Here is an 18125-nt window from a genome sequence, read left to right as displayed (position 1 = left end):
CACGTTACGTAATGATTTGCCCCGAGACAGCCCTCACGGCTTCCCCAGGATTCGGCCGATCAAACGACAACATGCCCCGGTCGGGTGCGGCGGCCTCAGTCGCTCGGGGCGCCCAGGCCCGCGATGACGACCGACAGCATGCGGCGGCCGGCCTCGCGGTTGTCCCCGGCGGCGCCGGCGATGGCGGTGACGAGGGCGAGTACTTCGGGCCAGGGCAGTGCCGGGTCGACGAGCCCGTGGTGCCGGGCGCTGGCGAAGAGCGGCTGGGCGGCCGCGATGACGCGGTCGTGCCATTCGTCCACTTCGGCGGTGGTCTCGCCCGGGGCCAGGGCGTAGGCGGCGACGAGGGTGTCGCGTAGGCCCCGGCTTTCCTGCATCCGGGCCACGACGGCGGCGAACCAGGCGAACAAGGCGTCGGGGCGGGCGGTCTCGGCCAGAGTGTGCGCCTCCGCGCAGAGGCTGTCGATGACCCGGGCGTAGACCGCGCTGATCAGGAGTCGGCGCGTCGGGAAGTGCCGGTACAGGGTGGCGTTCGCGACGCCGGCGCGCTCGGCGATCAGGTCGAGCGGGGCCTCGGCGCCGGCCTCCTGGAACACCTGCGCGGCGGTGTCGAGCAGGCGTGTGCGGTTGCGCTGCGCGTCTCGGCGTACCGATCGTCCGGTCACATCAGCCTCGTTGCCTATCCGGGGAGTCTCCCCGTATTGTGGCACGAGAGCTTTCCGGGGAGTGTCCTCGTTTCTGTGGGAGGGAGCGGACATGACTACGTCAAGCCCCACCGAGGTCGTACGCGCGATCAACGCGCTGCGCGCCGCCGGCGACTTCGACGCCGCCCTGGCGCTCATCGCGCCCGTGTCCCTCGACCAGGGGGTCGAGTGCGACCGGGCGCAATGGCGCCGCAAGTGGGCGGGAATCGTCGCCGGCGTCCCCGACTTCACGGTCACGACGGTCCGGAGCGTCGAGGACGGCGAGTGGGTGGCCAACCACTACACGGTCTCCGGCACCCACACCGGCGACTTCTTCGGCCGGCCGCCGACCGGAGAACGCTTCGAGGTCACCGGCATGGACATGGTCCGTGTGGTGTCCGGACAGCTCGTCGAGCACTGGGTCGTCGCCGAACCCTTCTGAGGCGACTCCCGGGACCGCGTGGTCGAAGGCCCGCGGCAGGTCCATTTCTTACAAGCCCTGGCGCGGGCGAGGTCCCTAGCATCGGCTGACGCGGGCGGGCTCAAGGGCGGCGGCCTGCTGGCCGCGCGCGCCCGGGCCGTTGTCGACGGGGCACAGCCGACGACGGCCCGGGCGCTGCGCACGGCGCGCGTCCGGGGCCGTCGGGCCGGCGAAGGCGTCAGGCGTCGCGGGTGAGACCGCGGTCGGGGGCGTTCATGTCTCCCGTGGCCGGGATGCCGTCGGCGATGCCGTAGCGGAGGTAGACGGCGCCCGTCGGAGTGGACGCCGGCGGGGCGAGCAGGGTGACGTTCGTGGGCACCGTGCCGTCCTCGAACAGCTTCTTTCCGACGCCGAGCACGATCGGGTGCACCCACAGGTCGAGCCGGTCGAAGAGCTTCTCGCGCAGCAGGGTCTGCACGAGGTCAAGGCTCCCGACGACCTTGACGTGCTTGTGCCGGTCGCGGATCTCGCGTACCGCGGCGGGCAGGTCGGGGCCGAGCTGCGTGGAGCCGGCCCACGGGAGGTCGGGCTTGCCGCGGGAGGCCACGTACTTCGGGATGCTGTTAAAGAGCGTGCCGAACGCGTCGTCCTGCTGCGGCCAGTAGGCCGCGAAGATGTCGTACGTCCGCCGGCCGAGCAGCAGCGCGTCGGTGCCCTCGTACGCGTCGAGGATCTGCGCCCCCTCGGTCTCCTCGATCAGGGGCGCCTGCCAGCCACCGAACGGGAACCCCTCCGGGTCCTCCTCGGGGCCGCCGGGCGCCTGCCCGACGAGGTCGAGGGTGGTGAACATTGCGATGTGGATGAGGCCCATGCCTTGCTCCCGAGGCGTCGGATACAGCGGTCAGAGGGTTGGACCCGCGCGGCCCGACAAACTCATCGGTCTTCCTCACGATAGTTCACGCGACGCTCATGCCGGCCGTTCCCGATCCCGTGTCGGTCCGGACGGTGCCGGGCCCGTATCCGCGGCGGCAAAGCGGTGCCTCCCCCGAGGCGCGCCCCCCGATCTACTTCGCGCGCCTCTCCAGGAACGCCGTCATCCGCTCGCGCTTCTCCTCGTCCTCAAACAGCACGGCCTGGGCCGCCAGTTCGAAGGAGGGGTGGGCTCCCTCGGGGGCGTCCACCGCCATCTTCGTGAGCCGCAGCGCGAGCGCCGACGAGCGCAGGACACGGTCGAGGAGGGCGTCGGCGGCGGCGAGCAGCCCGTCCGCCGGGACGACGTCGATGACGAGGCCGCAGCGCAGCGCCTCCTCGGCGTCGAGCCTGCGCCCGGCCAGGAGGATCTGCTTGGCGACGCTCTCGCCCAGCAGCCGCACCAGCCGCCACGTGGCACCCGCGCCCGGGAGGATGCCGAGTTGCGGTTCGGGCTGGCCGAACACCGCGCGGTCGCTGGCGATGCGCAGGTCGCACGCGTACGCCAGTTCCGCGCCGCCGCCGAGCGCGTAGCCGTCGATCGCGGCGACGGTCGGCATCGGCAGCGCCCGGATCCGTTCGAACAGCCGCAGGTTGATGCCGTCGAGCGCGTCGAGGCGGCCGCGTTCGCGCAGTTCCGCGATGTCCGCGCCGCCCGCGAACACGCCCTGGTCGCCGCCGGTGAGCAGCAGCGCCCGCGGCTCCTTTTCCAACCGCCCGCAGACGGCGTGGAGTTCGTCGACCATCTCGCGCGAGATCGCGTTGCGTTCGGCGGGCCGGTCGAGCCGGACCACCACGCGGTCCGACGCCTCGGTGACGTCGAGGGTCCGGTACGTCACGCCGCGCCACCGTCCCAGTCGTAGAACCCGCGGCCCGACTTCCTGCCGAGCTCGCCGGCCGTGACCTTGTCGACCAGCAGCCGCGGCGGGTCGAAGCGCGGCCCGTACGCCTCGGCGAGGTTGCGGGCGATGTCGAGCCGTACGTCGAGGCCGACCAGGTCGGTCAGCCGCAGCGGGCCCATCGGGTGCCGGTAGCCGAGCTCCATCGCACGGTCGATGTCGGCGGCCGAGGCGACGCCGTCCTCCAGCATGCGGATGGCCTCCAGCCCCAGCATGACGCCGAGGCGCGAGGTGGCGAAGCCCGGCTTGTCGCGGACCACGATGACCTCTTTGCCGATCAGCGCGGCGATGTCGCGGGCGGCGTCGACGGTGGCCGGGTCGGTCGCGTCGGCGACGACGATCTCCAGGAGCGGCATCGCCGGGACCGGGTTGAAGAAGTGCCGTCCGATGAACACCCCGGGCCGGGCGAGCTCGGCGCCGAGCTCGCCGATGCCGATGCCGCTGGTGTTGGTGCCGAGCAGGCGCGGCGCGCGGCGTTCGGCGGCGGCGAGCACCGTGCGCTTGAGGGCGAGGCGCTCGGGGACGGCCTCGACCACGAGGTCGAGGCCTTCGGGCAGGTCGCCGATGTCCGGGACGACGGTGACCCGGTCGGGGGCCGCGGCGGCCGTGCCGGCCGCGAGTTTGCCGCGCGCGAGGGCCCGCGCCGCGGAGTCGCGGATGCCGGGCACGATGTCGCCCGCGCGCGCCGCGTCCGGTTCGACGACGGTCACCGTGCAGCCGGCGACCGCGAAGACCTGGGCGATCCCGATCCCCATCGCGCCGCCGCCGACGACTCCGACGCGGGCGTCCGGTTTCATGGCGTGCCTCTCCTCCGGGCCGACGACATTCCACGGGAGGCTAGCGATGCGTGATCTAGATGTCGACAGTTGACGGCGTATCGGCGGCGAAGACTGTGGCATGCCACCCGATCCCCGTACACAGCCGCGCCCGACCGACGCTACGCCGCCGCGTCGTCCGCCAGCGCGCCCCACGACGCCTGGGCCTGGGCCTGCCAGTCCCCGTGCAGCTTCGCGAACACCTTCGCCGCCCGGTCGCCGATCCACCGCGCGGGCAGCAGCTCGGCCGGCAGCCGCGGGTCGAGGAACGGGAAGCGCCGCCACTCGTGCACCAGCCGGACCTGCGCGAGCACCACCTCGGCACCCGGCCGAGGCCGTAGGCCGGCGAACTCGTCGAGGAACGCCTCATACTGCGCGGCGGTCTCGGCGAGGTCCCACGCCTGGTCGACCATCCCGCGCTGCGAGCCGATGTCGCCGAACGCGCCGCAGAAGGAGAACGCCGACGCGTCGAGCCCGAGCTCGCGCATGATCTCCTCGGCCTCGGGCGCCCGCGCCGGGTGCGGGCTGATCCACATGCCGGGCGCCGGGCTCCCGAACCCGGCCCAGGTGAGCTTGGTCCGCAGCTGGTGCCGCAGTTTGCGCTGGGTCTCCGGGACGGTCGCCATGACGACCAGCCAGCGGCCGTCCCACGGCGGGCTCGGCGCGCCGAAGCTGTAGATGCGCTCGGCGCCCTCGGTGAGCAGCCGGCGGCCGGGCGCGGTGAGCACCCAGCGGACCCGGCGGCCGGCGCGCTCGGAGGCGATCCAGCCGTCCGCGGCGGTGCGGGCGAGGGCCTGGCGCGCCGACTTCTCCTCGACGCCGAGCCCCTCGAAGGCCCTGAGCAGGGTCGAGGTCCACGCGGCGCCGCCGTGCGGGAGCACGTACTCGCCGAGCAGCGTCATCAGCAGCGAGCGAGCGCTCGCGGCGCCGACCTGCTGCCGTCGCGACATCGCCGGCCGGGCCGGTTCGCCGGGGTGCTCCATCTGCGTTCGTCCTCCGCTCGACCTGCTGCGCCCGAGTATCCCAGACCCCGCCAATTTCCTACATGCTATTGACGCTACATCGGAGCCTTGTAGAACATCGAGGCGTAGAACTCGCCCCACCGAAGTTCCGCCCGTCGGCCGAAAGGCGCCCACATGCCCCCGACACCGGTCCGCTTCGACGCGCACCCGGACACCTACCGCCACTGGACCCTGTCCGTCGACGGCGCCGTCGCGCGGCTCACCCTCGACGTCGACGAACGCGGCGGCCTCGTCGAGGGGTACGAGCTCAAGCTCAACTCGTACGACCTGGGCGTCGACATCGAGCTGTACGACGCGCTCCAGCGCATCCGCTTCGAACACCCGGCCGTCAAGGCCGTCGTGGTGGGCAGCGCCAAGGAGAAGGTGTTCTGCGCGGGCGCGAACATCCGGATGCTGGCCCAGAGCGCGCACTCCTGGAAGGTGAACTTCTGCAAGTTCACCAACGAGACCCGCAACGGCATGGAGGACGCCTCCGCGCACTCCGGCATCGCGTTCGTCGCCGCGGTCAACGGCAGCGCGGCCGGTGGCGGCTACGAACTCGCCCTCGCCTGCGACGAGATCGTGCTGATCGACGACGGCTCCTCGGCGGTCTCGCTGCCCGAGGTGCCGCTGCTCGGCGTCCTGCCCGGCACCGGCGGCCTGACCCGGGTCGTCGACAAGCGCGGCGTCCGCAAGGACCTGGCCGACGTGTTCGCCACCAAGGCCGACGGCGTGCGCGGCAAGACCGCGGTGGACTGGAAGCTGGTCGACGCCACGGTCCCGCGCAGCCGCTTCGCCGACGCCGTCGCCGAGCGCGCCGCCGCGGCCGCCGCCCGCTCGACGCGCCCGGACGCCGCCGAAGGCGTGGCTCTGACGCCCCTCGTCCGCGACGAGTCCGACACGCGCATCGCGTACACGCACGTCACCGTCGACCTCGACCGCGCCGCGCGCACCGCGACCCTCACCGTCGGCGCACCGACCACGCCGGCCCCCGTCGACCCCGACGCCGCGCGCCGCGAAGGCGCCGCGTTCTGGCCGCTGGCCGTGACCCGCGAGCTCGACGACGCGATCCTGCACCTGCGCACCAACGAGAACACGCTCGGCACGTGGATCCTGAAGACCGCGGGCGACGCCGACGCCGTCCTCGCCCACGACGCGTTCCTCGCCGCGCACGCCGACGACTGGTTCGTGAACGAGGTCCGGCACTACCTCAAGCGCACCCTCAAGCGCCTCGACGTCACCAGCCGCACCCTGCTCGCACTCGTCGAGCCCGGCAGCTGCTTCGTCGGCCCGCTGCTCGAACTCGCCCTGGCCGCCGACCGCCAGTACATGCTGGACGGCGTCTTCGAGGACGCCCCCGACGCCGCCCCCGCCGAACTCCGTTTGTCCGACGCCAACTTCGGCGCGTACCCGATGGGCAACGGCCTCACCCGCCTGCGGTCGCGCTTCCACGGCGACCCGGCCCACGTCGAGGCCCTCGCCAAGCACCTCGGCGAACCGCTGCCCGCCGCCGAAGCCCTCGCCCTCGGCCTGGTGACGTACGCCCCCGACGACATCGACTACGAGGACGAGGTCCGCATCGTCGTCGAGGAGCGCGCCTCCCTCAGCCCCGACGCGCTCACCGGCATGGAGGCCAACCACCGCTTCACCGGCCCCGAGACCCCCGAGACGAAGATCTTCGGCCGCCTCTCCGCGTGGCAGAACTGGATCTTCATCCGCCCCAACGCCGCCGGCCCCGACGGCGCCCTGCGCAAATACGGCACCGGCCAGCGCGCCGACTTCGACAACGAGCGGGTGTGATGCCGCGATGAGCACCATCAACTACTCCGAGCGGATTCCGAACAACGTCAACCTGTCCGACGACCGGCGGCTGCAGAGGGCGTTGGAGTCGTGGCAGCCGAAGTTCCTGTCGTGGTGGGGCGAGATGGGCCCCGCGCTGCCGACGACGGACGTGTACCTGCGGACCGCGGTGTCGGTGCAGCGCGACGGGTGGGCGCACTTCGGGCACGTCGCGCTGCCGGAGTACCGGTGGGGCATCTTCCTGTCCGAGCGCCAGTCCGAGCGCACGATCGCGTTCGGCCGGCACAAGGGCGAGAAGGCGTGGCAGCAGGTACCCGGCGAACACCGCGCGGACCTGCAGCGGCTGATCGTCATTCAGGGCGACACCGAGCCCGCCTCGGTCGAGCAGCAGCGGCACCTCGGCGCCACCGCGCCGAGCCTGTACGACCTGCGCAACCTCTTCCAGGTCAACGTGGAGGAGGGCCGCCACCTCTGGGCGATGGTGTACCTGCTGCACGCCTACTTCGGGCGGGACGGCCGCGACGAGGCCGAGTCGCTGCTGCTGCGCAACTCCGGCAGCGAGGACGCGCCGCGCATCCTGGGCGCGTTCAACGAGCCGACGCCGGACTGGCTGGCGTTCTACATGTTCACCTACTTCACCGACCGGGACGGCAAGTACCAGCTCGGCACGCTGAAGGAGAGCGCGTTCGACCCGCTGGCGCGCACCTGCGACTTCATGCTGAAGGAAGAGGCCCACCACATGATGGTGGGGACGACCGGCATCGACCGCGTGGTCACCCGCACCGCCGAGCTGATGCGCGAGCACGACACCGACGACATCGCCCGGTTCGGCGGCATCCCGCTCGCGGTCATCCAGCGGTACCTCAACTTCCACTACAGCGTCTCGCTCGACCTGTTCGGCTCGGAGACGTCCACCAACGTCGCCAACTACTTCACCAACGGTCTCAAGGGGCGCTGGCAGGAGGAGCGCCGCAAGGACGACCACGTCCTGACCGACGGGCACGTCATGGTCGACGCCGTCGCCGACGGCCGGCTCACGACGGTCGAGACGCCCGCGCTCGTCGCGCTGAACCAGGACCTGCGCGCCGAGTACACGGCCGACTGCGGCAGCGGCGTCACCCGCTGGAACCGCATCCTCGCCGACCACGGCATCGACACTCCGCTCACGCTCCCGCACCACGGCTTCAACCGCGCGGTCGGCGCCTTCGCGGGATGCCACCTCTCCCCCGCCGGCGAGTTCCTCACCGTCGAGCAGTGGGAGGCCGGGCGCCACGCGTGGCTGCCGAGCGACGCCGACATGGCGTTCGTCTCCTCGCTCATGCGGCCGGTGTACGAGCCGGGCCGCATCGCCTCGTGGGTCGCCCCGCCGCGGCAGGGCATCAACGGCCAGCCGTTCGAGTACGAGTACGCGCACCTCGCCTAGGGCGTGTCCACCAGACACGCCCCAGCCACCGGGGCCTCCGTCCGGCCCGCGTTCCGCACGATCCGAACCGATCCGAAGGGGCCGCGATGCCAGAGCCGTTCAACGCCGCCAGTTACCTGGTGGACCGTCAGATCAGTGCGGGGCACGCGGACCGCACCGCGGTCGCCGGGCCGCGCGGCACCCTCACGTACGGCGAACTCGGCGATCGGATACGGCGCGTTGCGGCCGGGCTGAGGGCGAACGGGCTGCGCCCCGAGGAACGCGTCATGCTGTTCGCCTCCGACGGCCCGGAGCTGCTGGTCGCCATCCTCGCGGCCATGCGCGCCGGAGCGGTCCCGGTTCCGGTCTCCACCATGTACCGCGGCCACGAGCTCGCCGAACTGCTGCGCGACTCGCGGGCCCGACTACTGTTGGTGACCCCGGAGTTCGCCGAGGCCGCCGACGAGGCGGTGCGGAACACCCCCGACCTGGCCGGGGTCGTGGTCGTCGACGACGCGGCCGTCGACCCGCCCGGGCACGTGGCCCGCATCGCCTGGGCGTCGCTGTTCGACCACGGCGAGGACGCCGAGCCGTACCCGACGCACGGCGACTCCCCCGCGCTGTGGCTGTACACCTCCGGCACCACCGGGACGCCCAAGGCGGCGATGCACCGGCACGCCAACATCCGCCACGTCGTCGAGACGTACGGCGAACAGGTGCTCGGCACCACGCCGGACGACCGGTGCTTCTCGGTCGCCAAGCTGTTCTTCGCCTACGGCCTCGGCAACGCGGCGTTCTTCCCGCTCGCCGCCGGCGCCACCGCCGTCCTCGACCCGGCGCGCCCGTCCCCCGCCGGGGTCGCCGCCCGGCTGGCCGCCGACCGGCCCACGCTGTTCTTCGCCGGACCGACCTTCTTCGCCGCCCTCCTGCACAGCCCGGACGTCCCGCGCGACGCGTTCGCCTCGGTCCGCTTCGCGGTCTCCGCGGGCGAGGCCCTGCCCGCCGAGCTGTACGCGCGCTTCCTGGAGCGCTTCGGCGTCGAGATCGTGGACGGCATCGGCTCGACCGAGGCGCTGCACATCTTCCTGTCCAACCGGCCCGGCGAGGTGCGGCCCGGCACCACGGGCACCGCGGTCCCCGGCTACGAACTGCGGCTGCGCGACGCCGAAGGCCGCGACGTGCCCGACGGCGAGCCCGGCAACCTGTTCCTGCGCGGACCGTCGCTGGCCACCGGCTACTGGGCGCGCACCGACACCACGCGCGCGGTCTTCCAGGGCGAGTGGCTCGCGACCGGCGACATCTACTCCCGCGACGCGGACGGCTACTACCGCTGCCTCGGCCGCGGCAACGACATGATCAAGGCGGGCGGGATCTGGGTGTCGCCCGCCGAGGTCGAGGCGCGGCTGCTCACCCACCCGTCGGTCGCCCAGGTCGCGGTGGTCGCCGCGACCGACACCGACGGCCTGGAGAAGCCGGTCGCGTGTGTCGTCGCCGCGCCCGGACACACCGTCGAACCCGACGAGCTGGTGGCCTACTGCCGCGAGGGCCTCGCCGCGTTCAAACGGCCGAGGCACGTCATCGCCTTCGACGTCCTGCCGACGACCGCGACCGGCAAACTCCAGCGCTACGTACTGCGGCAGGAGGTCGCGGTGCGGCTCAAGCAGCACGCCCCACGCACGACGCACGACGCGGAAGAGGACTGAACCACATGCTCGACGGACACCTCCTGGTCGACGCCCACGTGCACGCCCCGCGGTTGCCCACGCTCGCGCCCGCATGGCTGCGCTGGGCCCACGACTTCGGGCACGCGCACGACTGGCCCGCCGTGTACGACGAGGACGGCACCGTCGTTCCCGCCCTGCTCGACGCGCACTTCGCCGAGCAGGGCGTCGACCACGCGGTCCTGCTGTGCGAGTACAGCCCCAAGGCCACCGGCATCCAGCCGGTCGAGGACCTGCTGCCGATCGTCAAGCACAACCCGGAGCGCTTCCGGTTCCTCGGGAACGTCAACCCGCACCTGCACTACCCGTTGGACGCCGAGGTCGAGCGGCAGGCCGACCTCGGCGCGTGCGGTCTCAAACTGCACCCCGTGCACGGCGGGTTCTCGTGCGCCGACCCGATGCTGTACCCGGCGTACGCCGTCTGTCGCGAGCGCGGCCTGCCGGTCGTGGTGCACTGCGGCACGAGCAGCTTCCCCGGCTCCACGAACGCGTACGCCGACCCGGTCGCGCTGGACACCGTGCTGCGGGACTTCCCGGGCCTGACCGTCGTCCTCGCGCACGGCGGCCGCGGCTGGTGGTACGAGGCGGCGGCGGCGCTGGCGATGCTCCACGACACCGTGTGGATCGAGCTGTCCGGTCTGCCGCCGCGCAAACTGCCGGAGTACTACGCCAGGTTCAACTTTGCACGGTTGGCTGAAAAGTTCGTCTTCGCGACCGACTGGCCGGGCATGCCGGGCACCGCCGCCAACGCCCGCGCCTTCGCGGAGGTCGCCTCCCGGCACGGCGTCGACGACACGACCCTGGCCCTCGCACTCGGCGGCAACGCCGCCCGCGTCTACGGTCTGGGCGGCACGCACTAGCGGCCCCCGCGGACGAAGTGCTTCAGTTGGTGGGCGACCGAGCACCCCAGACTTTCTGACGCAGCGTCATATCTCGGTCGCACAGAAGGGATCAACGGCAATCAGGGTGATCGCAAGTGGCCGATGTGGCCGAAAACCCACTTCGGATTCCGCAAAAGCCGATCACGCCTTCAAGATCAACTCCGCTAGTGTCGCGGGCGTCCTCAGCCGCAGGTTAGCCAAGGTGATCGAAACATGACGCAGAGACTGGCCGTCCCTCCCATATATTCGCCGTTCCAAGCAGCCGTGCATCCGCGTTATGCAGCCATCGACAAACAGACGATCGACTGGGCCGACAAGTTCCAGATCGGCTCGGAAGCGCTGCGCACGAAATTGGTCACCCACGAGATAGGCACCTTCGCCGCCCGGATCCTGCCCGAGGGCCGCGAGGAAGCGATCGGCATCGTCGCGGACTTCGTCCTGTGGCTGTTCGGCGTCGACGACGGCCACTGCGAAGAGGGCAGCCTCGGAACGGACCCCAAGGAACTGGTGGCCGTCCTGTCGCGGCTGACCCGGATCGCGCAGAACCCCGAAGCGCCGATGATGCTCGACGACCCGCTCGCGCGGGGGCTGCGGGACCTGCGGCAGCGGATAGCCGTGCACGCCAGCCCCGTTCAGACCGCCCGCTGGGTGGACGCGCTGCGCGAGTACTTCATGTCCGTGGTGTGGGAGGCGTCGCACCGCACGCTCGGCACCGTCCCGGACCTCAACGACTACACGCTCATGCGGCTCTACGACGGGGCGACCTCGGTCATCCCGCCCATGATGGAGTTCGCCTACGGCTACGAGCTGAAGCCGAACGAACGCGACGACCTCCGGGTACGCGCGCTCGCGGAGATGGCGTACTTCCTCATCACGTGGGACAACGACATCTTCTCGTACCACAAGGAGAGCCGCGCCGGTCAGTACTACCTGAACGTCCTGCGTGTGCTCGAGTACCACGACAACCTCACGCCCGAACAGGCGTTGCCGACGGTCATCGCCCAACGCGACCGCGTCACGTGCCTGTTCCTGCGGATCCGCGAGCAGGTGCTCGCCACCGCGAGCACCGAGCTGCGCCAGTACATCGACAGCCTTGCGGCGTTCATCCGCGCCGCGCAGGACTGGGGTGTCAGCTCCCGGCGCTACACCACGCCGGAGGACCCCGCGAACCTCCCGGCGATGTTCCACGACACCCCGAGTGACACGAGCACCGAACCGCTGCCGATCCCGTGCATCGCGTGGTGGTGGGACCTCCTGCCCGGGTGAACCGTGCGAGACGTACCACGACCGATCCGGACCGAGCGGCGAAACGCTCGCACCACAAGGAGTTACCGCGATGACACGTGACCTGCGTTCCCTGCCCCGAGCACCCGGACGGCTCCCCCTGGTGGGCCACGCGATACCGCTGCTGCGCCGTCCGCTGGAGTTCCTCACCGAACTCGCCGACACCGGCGACATCGTCCGCGTGGACCTCGGCACGCTGCCGCTCTACTTCGTCACCACGCCGCAGCTGACCCACGACCTGCTGGTCGGCAAGGCGGGGTCGTTCGACAAGGGGAGGTTCTTCGAGCGCGCCCGCGTCCTGCTGGGCAACGGACTCGCCACGGCGGAGGCCAAGGCGCACCGCAGGAACCGGCGGCTCATGCAGCCGATGTTCCACCGCGCGCGCATCGCCGGCTACGCCGAGGCCATGTCGCTGCGGGCCCGCGCGGTGTCCGACGGATGGGAGGAGGGCCGCGTCGTCGCCCTCGACCAGGAGCTGTACCACTACTCCGTCAACGCGCTGTCCGACACGCTGTTCTCGTCGTCGATCGACAAGGCCACGGCCGAGGCCATCCGCGAGGACGTGCCCGTCCTCATCAAGTACGGCCTGGTCCGCGCCGTGCAGCCGACCGTGGTGGACCACCTCCCGCTGCGGGCCAACCGGCAGTTCGACGCGGCCTCGCACCGGCTGCGGGCCATCATCGACGACATCGTCGCCGCCACCCGCGACCGCGGCGTCGACGGGCCCGACCTCCTCTCGTCGCTGCTGGCCGCGCGCGACGCCGACACCGGTGAGGCGCTGACCGAGACCGAGGTCCGCGACGAACTGGTCACCATCCTGTTCGCCGGCACCGAGACCGCCGCGGCGACCCTCACCTGGGCCTTCCACGAACTGGCCCACAACCCCGAGGCGGAACGGCGGGCCGTCGAGGAGGTCCACGCCGTGGTCGGGCAGGGCCCCGTCGAGGCGCACCACGTACCGCAGTTGAAGTTCCTCACCCAGGTCGTCGACGAGACCGCCCGCCTGCACGCCCTCCCGCTGCTGATGCGGCGCGCGATCGAACCCGTCGAACTCGGCGGCGTCACCCTCCCGGCCGGCACCGAGATCGGCTTCAGCCTGTACGCGCTGCACCGGGACCGCCGGCTCTACCCCGACCCCCTGCGCTTCGACCCCGACCGGTGGGCGCCGGAGAACAGCGACGGGCGGCCCCGCGAGGCGTTCATCCCGTTCGGGGCGGGCGCACGCAAGTGCATAGGCGACACGTTCGCGCGCATGGAGATGACGATCGGGCTCGCCACGCTGCTGTCGCGCTGGAAGCTCGTGCCGGTCGAGGGCGTCCGCGTCCGCGAGGTCACCGCAGCGGTGGCGCACTGCGACCAGATGCCCATGGTGCCGTTCCGGCGGACCCTGCCCGCGGCGGCCGACGCCGTGCCTCAGGAGACGGCGGCCCGCTCGGGAGCGTAGGAGCCTCGTCGTCCAGGCGTGAAAAGCGGCACCGGGCCGCGGAACCCTCGGGGTTCCGCGGCCCGGTGCGTTGTGCGGGGCTCCGGCGCTACTTCCTGCGACGCAGGCCGAACCAGCCCGCGACGCGGGCGCCGAACGACGCGCGCTGCGGGGCCGGGGTCGGAGCCGGAGCGGCGGGCTCCGCCACGACGGCCGCTTCCTGGCCGACGGCGAGAGCTCCGCCGGCCGCGGAGGCCTCGGCCTCGGGTCGCCGGGGCTCCCGCGCGGCGGCCTCGTCCTCGGACCGTTCGGCCGACGGTTCGGACGCCGCGGGCTGCGCCACCGCGGTGTTCGGGTCCGTCTTCCGGGGCTGCTGCGTCGCGGCCGCCGTGGGCGTGAACCTGACCGGCAGCGAGATGAGTTGCCGGGACAGCCAGGACGCGGCCCAGGTCAGCTCCTTCTCCTCGATCGCGAGCATGATGTCCGGCAGCCGCCCGATGAGCACGTCGACCGCGGTCTCCGTGATCGCGCGGCCGATGTCCTGGCCCGGGCACTCGTGCGGGCCGCCGCTGAACGCCAGGTGCGAGCGGTTGCCGTGCATCGGCGCGGCCAGGTCCGGGCGGATGTCGGGGTCGACGTTGCCCGCGGCCAGCCCCAGCAGGAGCATGTCGCCGGCCTTGATCGACTTGCCGGCCAACTCGGTGTCCCCCGTGGCCCAGCGGGCCGGGCACACGATCGTGGACGGCTCGTCCCACAGGATCTGCTCCAGCGCGTCCGGGAGCGTCATGCGCGCGCCCGCCAGCGACGCACGGAACCGGTGGTCGGTCACCATCATCCGCAGGGTGTTGCCGATCAGGATGGTGATGTTGATGTGCGCCGACACCATGATCAGCCGCAGGTGCTGGACGACCTCCTCGTCGGTCATCCCCGCGGTGTGCTGCATGAGCGAGGACGCGAAGTCGACGCCCGGGGACTCGCGCAGCTTGGTCACGTGCGCCCGGAGGGCCTCCACCACGATCTCGTTGCTCTCGAACGCGGTGGCGGTGGCGCGGGTCAGGTCCAGCGTGGCGTCGACGAGGCGGGGGCCGTACTCTTCGGGCATGCCGTACAGCTGGGTCATCACGAGCATCGGCAGCTTCTCGGCGTAGTCGGCCATCAGGTCGGCCTCGCCGTCGGCGCAGAACGCGTCGATGAGCTGGTCCGCGAAGCGCGTGATGTGCCGGCGCATGCCGCGCCGGTCCAGGCCCTCGACGCCGTCGGTGACCGCCGCGCGCAGCCGCTCGTGCTCGGTGCCGTCGACGAACACGCACAGCGGCTGCCAGCCGACCAGCGGCAGCAGCGGCGAGTCCTCGGCGACGTCGCCGTCCAGCTGCGACTTCCACAGGCGCGAGTCACGGGTGAACCGGCTGGCGGACCTGGCCACTTCCAGGTTCTCTCGGTAACCCAGCACCAGCCACGCGGGCAGGTCACCCTCCATCAGGACCGGCGCCACCGCGCCGTGTTCGGCTCGCAGCCGCTCGAACAGGCCCATGGGGTCGGTGCGGTGCGCTTCACCGTAGATCCGGGCGAGGCCGCCCGGACCGTACGCGTCGGATCCGGCGTGCGCGGGGCAGCCGGGCGGCGGTACGAGTGCCTGGGACCCTTCCGCGGATCCGCCGTCGGCAGTGGTGCTGTTCATCGTCTCTCCGCATCTGCGAGCGTCATCGCGTGCAGGTAACTCGTGAGTTCGAGCAGGACATCGCGGCTGGAGGCGCGGCTGCGGGCGTCGCAGTCGACCATCGGGACCCAGTCCGGCAGGTCCAGCGCCTGCCGCAGCTCGTCCAGGTCGTGCCGGGGCGCCCCGGGGAAGGCGTTGACCGCGACGACGAACGGCATACCGCGTTCCTCCAGGCGGCCGATCACGTCGAAGCTGACCTCGAGGCGTCGCGTGTCGACGAGGACCACCGCGCCCAGGGCCCCGTCGAACAGCCCGTTCCACAGGAACCAGAACCGCTCCTGGCCCGGTGTGCCGAACAGGTAGAGGACCAGCCGCTCGTTGAGGCTGATGCGGCCGAAGTCCATCGCGACCGTGGTCTCGGTCTTGTCCTCTATGCCGGTGACGAGGTCGATTCCCTCGCCCGCCCGGGTCATGGTCTCCTCGGTGGTCAGCGGCCGGATCTCACTGACCGAGCCGACCATCGTGGTCTTGCCTACGCCGAAGCCGCCCACGATGACGATCTTGACGGCGGTGCTGGCCGTCTCCGGCAGGGTGTCCTGCGGCCGCGGACCGGGGACGTTTCCGGGGTCAGAGCTTGCGTAGTCCATGCATCACCGCCTCGAGCAGCACCGCGTCGGGGAGGGACGCGGCGGGGATCGGCGGCCGGGCCTCCACCCGCCGCTGGGAGAGCAGATCGCTCAGGAGCACCATGACCACACTTGCCGGTAACGCCAGGTAGGCGGAGATCTCCGCCACGGACAGCGGGTATTCGCACATCCGCACGATCGCGGCGTGCTCGGGCTGCAGGCCCGGATCCGGAGCCGACCGCGACACGATCAGGGTGACCAGGTCGAGGGGCTCCCGCGCGGTCGAGCCGCTGCGGCCGCCCGTCAGGACGTACAGCCGCTCAGGGGATCCCTCGTCCCAGTCCAGTCGCCGCGGTCCACTCATGTGGCCCGCCCGGCGGGGGCGACCCGCGGTGGGCTGCTGAGATGCTCCCCGATACGGGCGACCAGGTCGCGCATGCGCTGGCCCATCAGCCCGGCGTCCACGCCCTCGTCCGCCAGCACGGCGAGGTACGCCCCGACACCGGCGGCCATCAGGTAGAAGAACCCGCCGTTGATCTCGATGACGACCAGGCGCATGCGCCCGTCGCCGTGCGGCAGTTCCTTCGCGATGGCCCGCGACAGGCTCTGCAGGCCCGCGCACGCCGCGGCGATACGGTCGGCGGTGTCCTCGTCGCAGCCGTGCTGGGCGATGCACAGCCCGTCCGCGGACAGCACCACCACATGCCGGGTCTGCGGGACCCCGTCCGCGAGGTCCTTGAGGATCCAGTCCAGATCGGCCCGTTTCTGCATCACCGCTCACCTTCTTTCGCAGGCGTGTTCTGCGGGGGCGAGTCCGGGTGCTGCCCGCGGCTGTCCGCGGTCCCGGACCCGGGGGACTCACCGGAGACTGCGTCCTGGAACGCTGCCAGCCACAGGCCCGGTTCGGGCGCGTCGGCGGTGTCCGTTCCGCGCTGCCCGGCGGGGGCGGACGCCGTCGCCGGGCCCGTGCCCGCCGGTGTCCGGGGGCTGGGCGGAACCGATGCCAAACGGGGCGGGCCGGCCGACGTCCTCCGGCGCCGCTGCGGCAGCCCGTTCGGGGTGCGTTCCATCGGCTCGTCGTCTTTCGGCGAGGCTGCTCCTCGGGTCGTGCCGGACGACAGGGTCCGGGTACGGGCCGCGGGCAGCGCGTCGAGGCCGGGCGCCGCGCCGGTGACCACGGAGATCGGGGCGCTGGTCAGCAGTTCGGTGGGGACGATGAGGATCGCGCGGACACCGCCGTACGCCGACGGGCGCAGCGACACGCGGAACCCCTGCTGCTGGGCCAGCCGGCCCACGACGGCCAGGCCGAGTCGCGGCGACTCGCCGAGGTCGGTCAGGTCCAGGCCGGCGGACGCCTCTTCGAGCAGGCGCTCGACACGGCGGCGCGCCTCCTCGGCCAGGCCGATGCCGCCGTCCTCGATCTCGATGGCGACGCCGGACTGCACCTCGCTCGCGGTGACCCGGACGAGCGTCTTGGGCGGCGAGTACCGCGTGGCGTTGTCGAGCAGCTCCGCCAGGGCGTGGATGAGCGGTTCGACCGACGAGCCGACGACCGCCACTTCGGCGACCGACGCCAGTTCGACGCGCGGGTAGTCGGTGATACGGGAGATCGCGCCGCGCAGCACGCTATACAGCGCCACGTTGTTCTGCCACTGGCGGCCGGGGCGGGCGCCGCCGAGCACCGCGATGCTGTCCGCGAGGCGTCCGATCAGCGCGGTGCCGTGGTCCAGGCGCAGCAGGTCGCCGAAGACGTCGGGAGTGGCGCCGTGCCGCTCTTCCATCTCGCGCAGGTCGGTGGCCTGCTGGTGGACGATCGCCTGGACGCGCCGGGCGATGTTGACGAACGCCCGTTGCGCGGAGTCGCGCATGCCCTCCTCGGCCTCGACCGCCTCGGCGACCGAACGCAGCACGGTGCGCTGCGCGGCGGCGAACTCGGGGCTGATGTCGGGTGATCCACCGAGTTCGTGGACGATCTCCCGGGCGGACTCGCCCTGCTGGAGACGCAGGATCGTCTTGGGGAGCATTTCCTCGGTCAGTTGCAGCAGCGCGGCCTCCTGCGCCGCCAGCCGGCGCCGCAGGGCGGCCGCCTCGGCGTCACGCTGGCTGTGCTGCTCGGCCACGGCGGCGTCGCGCTGGGCACGCAGCCCACGTATGCGACGGCCGCGACGGGACGCCTCCGCGCAGGCCGCGGCGACGGCGACGGTGGCGACGGCAAGGCCTACGCCGAGCGGCACGCGCACGTCGGCGTCCACCATGACCACGGCGGCCACCGAACAGGCGAGCGAGAAGACCGCCGGAAGCAGCCAGGCGACACCGGCGGCGGGGCGTGGGGGATCGGGTGGCGACCCGACTCGTACCATGGACATCCTCGAAATCGTGCGGACGGGGCGATGGGATACGCCGTCGCGTCCAGGAGTGCCGTCCGACACCGATGCGCTGGTGGCTCTCGGCGAACGGTGTGGCGCCCGCGACGTGTCCGATCCGAGCCGGCGCCCAGGCGCCGCGCGTCAACCGCCGCGACCGGCAAGGCACACGGCGGAGCA

Annotated in this window: 17 protein-coding genes; 7 read left to right on the top strand and 10 right to left on the bottom strand. The window is 72.0% G+C overall.

The features are described 5' to 3' along the window. Positions 1-95 precede the first annotated feature (95 nt). A complete protein-coding gene (locus QI554_RS28335) occupies positions 96-665 on the bottom strand; it encodes a TetR/AcrR family transcriptional regulator (protein WP_281473668.1) in 570 nt (189 codons plus the stop codon). A 91-nt stretch (positions 666-756) separates the two neighbouring features. On the opposite strand from QI554_RS28335, the gene QI554_RS28330 reads away from it, so the two are divergent. Beyond that, positions 757-1125 carry an ester cyclase gene (locus tag QI554_RS28330; protein WP_281473666.1) on the top strand — a complete coding sequence of 123 codons (369 nt, stop codon included), beginning with the start codon at positions 757-759 and terminating at the stop codon, positions 1123-1125. Positions 1126-1342: 217 nt separating this feature from the next. Here QI554_RS28330 and QI554_RS28325 read toward each other — a convergent pair whose 3' ends face one another. The 4 genes from QI554_RS28325 to QI554_RS28310 form a co-directional block, all read right to left on the bottom strand. Continuing rightward, positions 1343-1975, bottom strand: a complete 633-nt coding sequence (locus QI554_RS28325; protein ID WP_281473664.1) for a dihydrofolate reductase family protein — start codon at positions 1973-1975, stop codon at positions 1343-1345. A gap of 193 nt (positions 1976-2168) precedes the next feature. Next, positions 2169-2912, bottom strand: coding sequence for an enoyl-CoA hydratase/isomerase family protein (locus QI554_RS28320; RefSeq protein ID WP_281473662.1), 744 nt, complete (start codon positions 2910-2912; stop codon positions 2169-2171). Beyond that, a complete protein-coding gene (locus QI554_RS28315) occupies positions 2909-3769 on the bottom strand; it encodes a 3-hydroxyacyl-CoA dehydrogenase family protein (protein ID WP_281473660.1) in 861 nt (286 codons plus the stop codon). Before QI554_RS28315 ends, QI554_RS28320 begins: the two co-directional genes overlap by 4 nt. 140 nt (positions 3770-3909) lie before the next feature. Then, positions 3910-4770 carry a PaaX family transcriptional regulator gene (locus QI554_RS28310; RefSeq protein WP_281473659.1) on the bottom strand — a complete coding sequence of 287 codons (861 nt, stop codon included), beginning with the start codon at positions 4768-4770 and terminating at the stop codon, positions 3910-3912. A gap of 153 nt (positions 4771-4923) precedes the next feature. Between QI554_RS28310 and boxC the strand changes: the two genes are divergently transcribed. The 6 genes from boxC to QI554_RS28280 all read left to right on the top strand — a co-directional run bounded on the left by boxC (position 4924) and on the right by QI554_RS28280 (position 13320). Further along, entirely contained in the window at positions 4924-6588 is a 1665-nt protein-coding gene (boxC, locus tag QI554_RS28305; protein WP_281473657.1) for a 2,3-epoxybenzoyl-CoA dihydrolase, read from the top strand. A 7-nt stretch (positions 6589-6595) separates the two neighbouring features. Continuing rightward, entirely contained in the window at positions 6596-8011 is a 1416-nt protein-coding gene (boxB, locus tag QI554_RS28300) for a benzoyl-CoA 2,3-epoxidase subunit BoxB (RefSeq protein ID WP_281473656.1), read from the top strand. Positions 8012-8097: 86 nt separating this feature from the next. Next, on the top strand, positions 8098-9693 hold the full coding sequence (locus QI554_RS28295) for a benzoate-CoA ligase family protein (RefSeq protein WP_281473655.1): 1596 nt from the start codon (positions 8098-8100) through the stop codon (positions 9691-9693). Positions 9694-9698: 5 nt separating this feature from the next. Then, positions 9699-10571 (top strand): amidohydrolase family protein, encoded by an 873-nt coding sequence (locus QI554_RS28290; RefSeq protein ID WP_281473653.1) that lies wholly within the window; start codon positions 9699-9701, stop codon positions 10569-10571. A 234-nt stretch (positions 10572-10805) separates the two neighbouring features. After that, positions 10806-11858 (top strand): selina-4(15),7(11)-diene synthase, encoded by a 1053-nt coding sequence (locus tag QI554_RS28285; protein WP_281473651.1) that lies wholly within the window; start codon positions 10806-10808, stop codon positions 11856-11858. Between the two features lie 70 nt (positions 11859-11928). Further along, the gene (locus QI554_RS28280) at positions 11929-13320 is read left to right on the top strand and encodes a cytochrome P450 (RefSeq protein ID WP_281473648.1); all 1392 of its coding nucleotides are present in this window, start codon (positions 11929-11931) and stop codon (positions 13318-13320) included. Positions 13321-13408: 88 nt separating this feature from the next. Here the strand turns inward: QI554_RS28280 and QI554_RS28275 are convergent, their stop codons facing one another. The 5 genes from QI554_RS28275 to QI554_RS28255 are packed head-to-tail and all read right to left on the bottom strand — an operon-like array spanning position 13409 to position 17948. Beyond that, entirely contained in the window at positions 13409-14977 is a 1569-nt protein-coding gene (locus QI554_RS28275) for a cytochrome P450 (protein ID WP_281473646.1), read from the bottom strand. Beyond that, positions 14974-15603: a GTP-binding protein gene (locus tag QI554_RS28270; RefSeq protein ID WP_281473644.1), complete on the bottom strand. Its 630-nt coding sequence runs from the start codon at positions 15601-15603 to the stop codon at positions 14974-14976. The genes QI554_RS28275 and QI554_RS28270 overlap by 4 nt, the downstream gene beginning before the upstream one ends. Next, complete coding sequence (locus QI554_RS28265; RefSeq protein WP_281473641.1) at positions 15584-15946, bottom strand: DUF742 domain-containing protein; 363 nt, start codon at positions 15944-15946, stop codon at positions 15584-15586. The genes QI554_RS28270 and QI554_RS28265 overlap by 20 nt, the downstream gene beginning before the upstream one ends. Next, a complete protein-coding gene (locus QI554_RS28260) occupies positions 15943-16353 on the bottom strand; it encodes a roadblock/LC7 domain-containing protein (protein ID WP_281473639.1) in 411 nt (136 codons plus the stop codon). Before QI554_RS28260 ends, QI554_RS28265 begins: the two co-directional genes overlap by 4 nt. Beyond that, positions 16353-17948, bottom strand: a complete 1596-nt coding sequence (locus tag QI554_RS28255; RefSeq protein ID WP_281473637.1) for an ATP-binding protein — start codon at positions 17946-17948, stop codon at positions 16353-16355. The genes QI554_RS28260 and QI554_RS28255 overlap by 1 nt, the downstream gene beginning before the upstream one ends. Positions 17949-18125: the final 177 nt, after the last annotated feature.

This window comes from Yinghuangia seranimata (assembly GCF_029953285.1).
Classification (GTDB): Bacteria; Actinomycetota; Actinomycetes; order Streptomycetales; family Streptomycetaceae; genus Yinghuangia; species Yinghuangia seranimata.
This window is presented reverse-complemented; position numbering and strand designations above follow the sequence as displayed.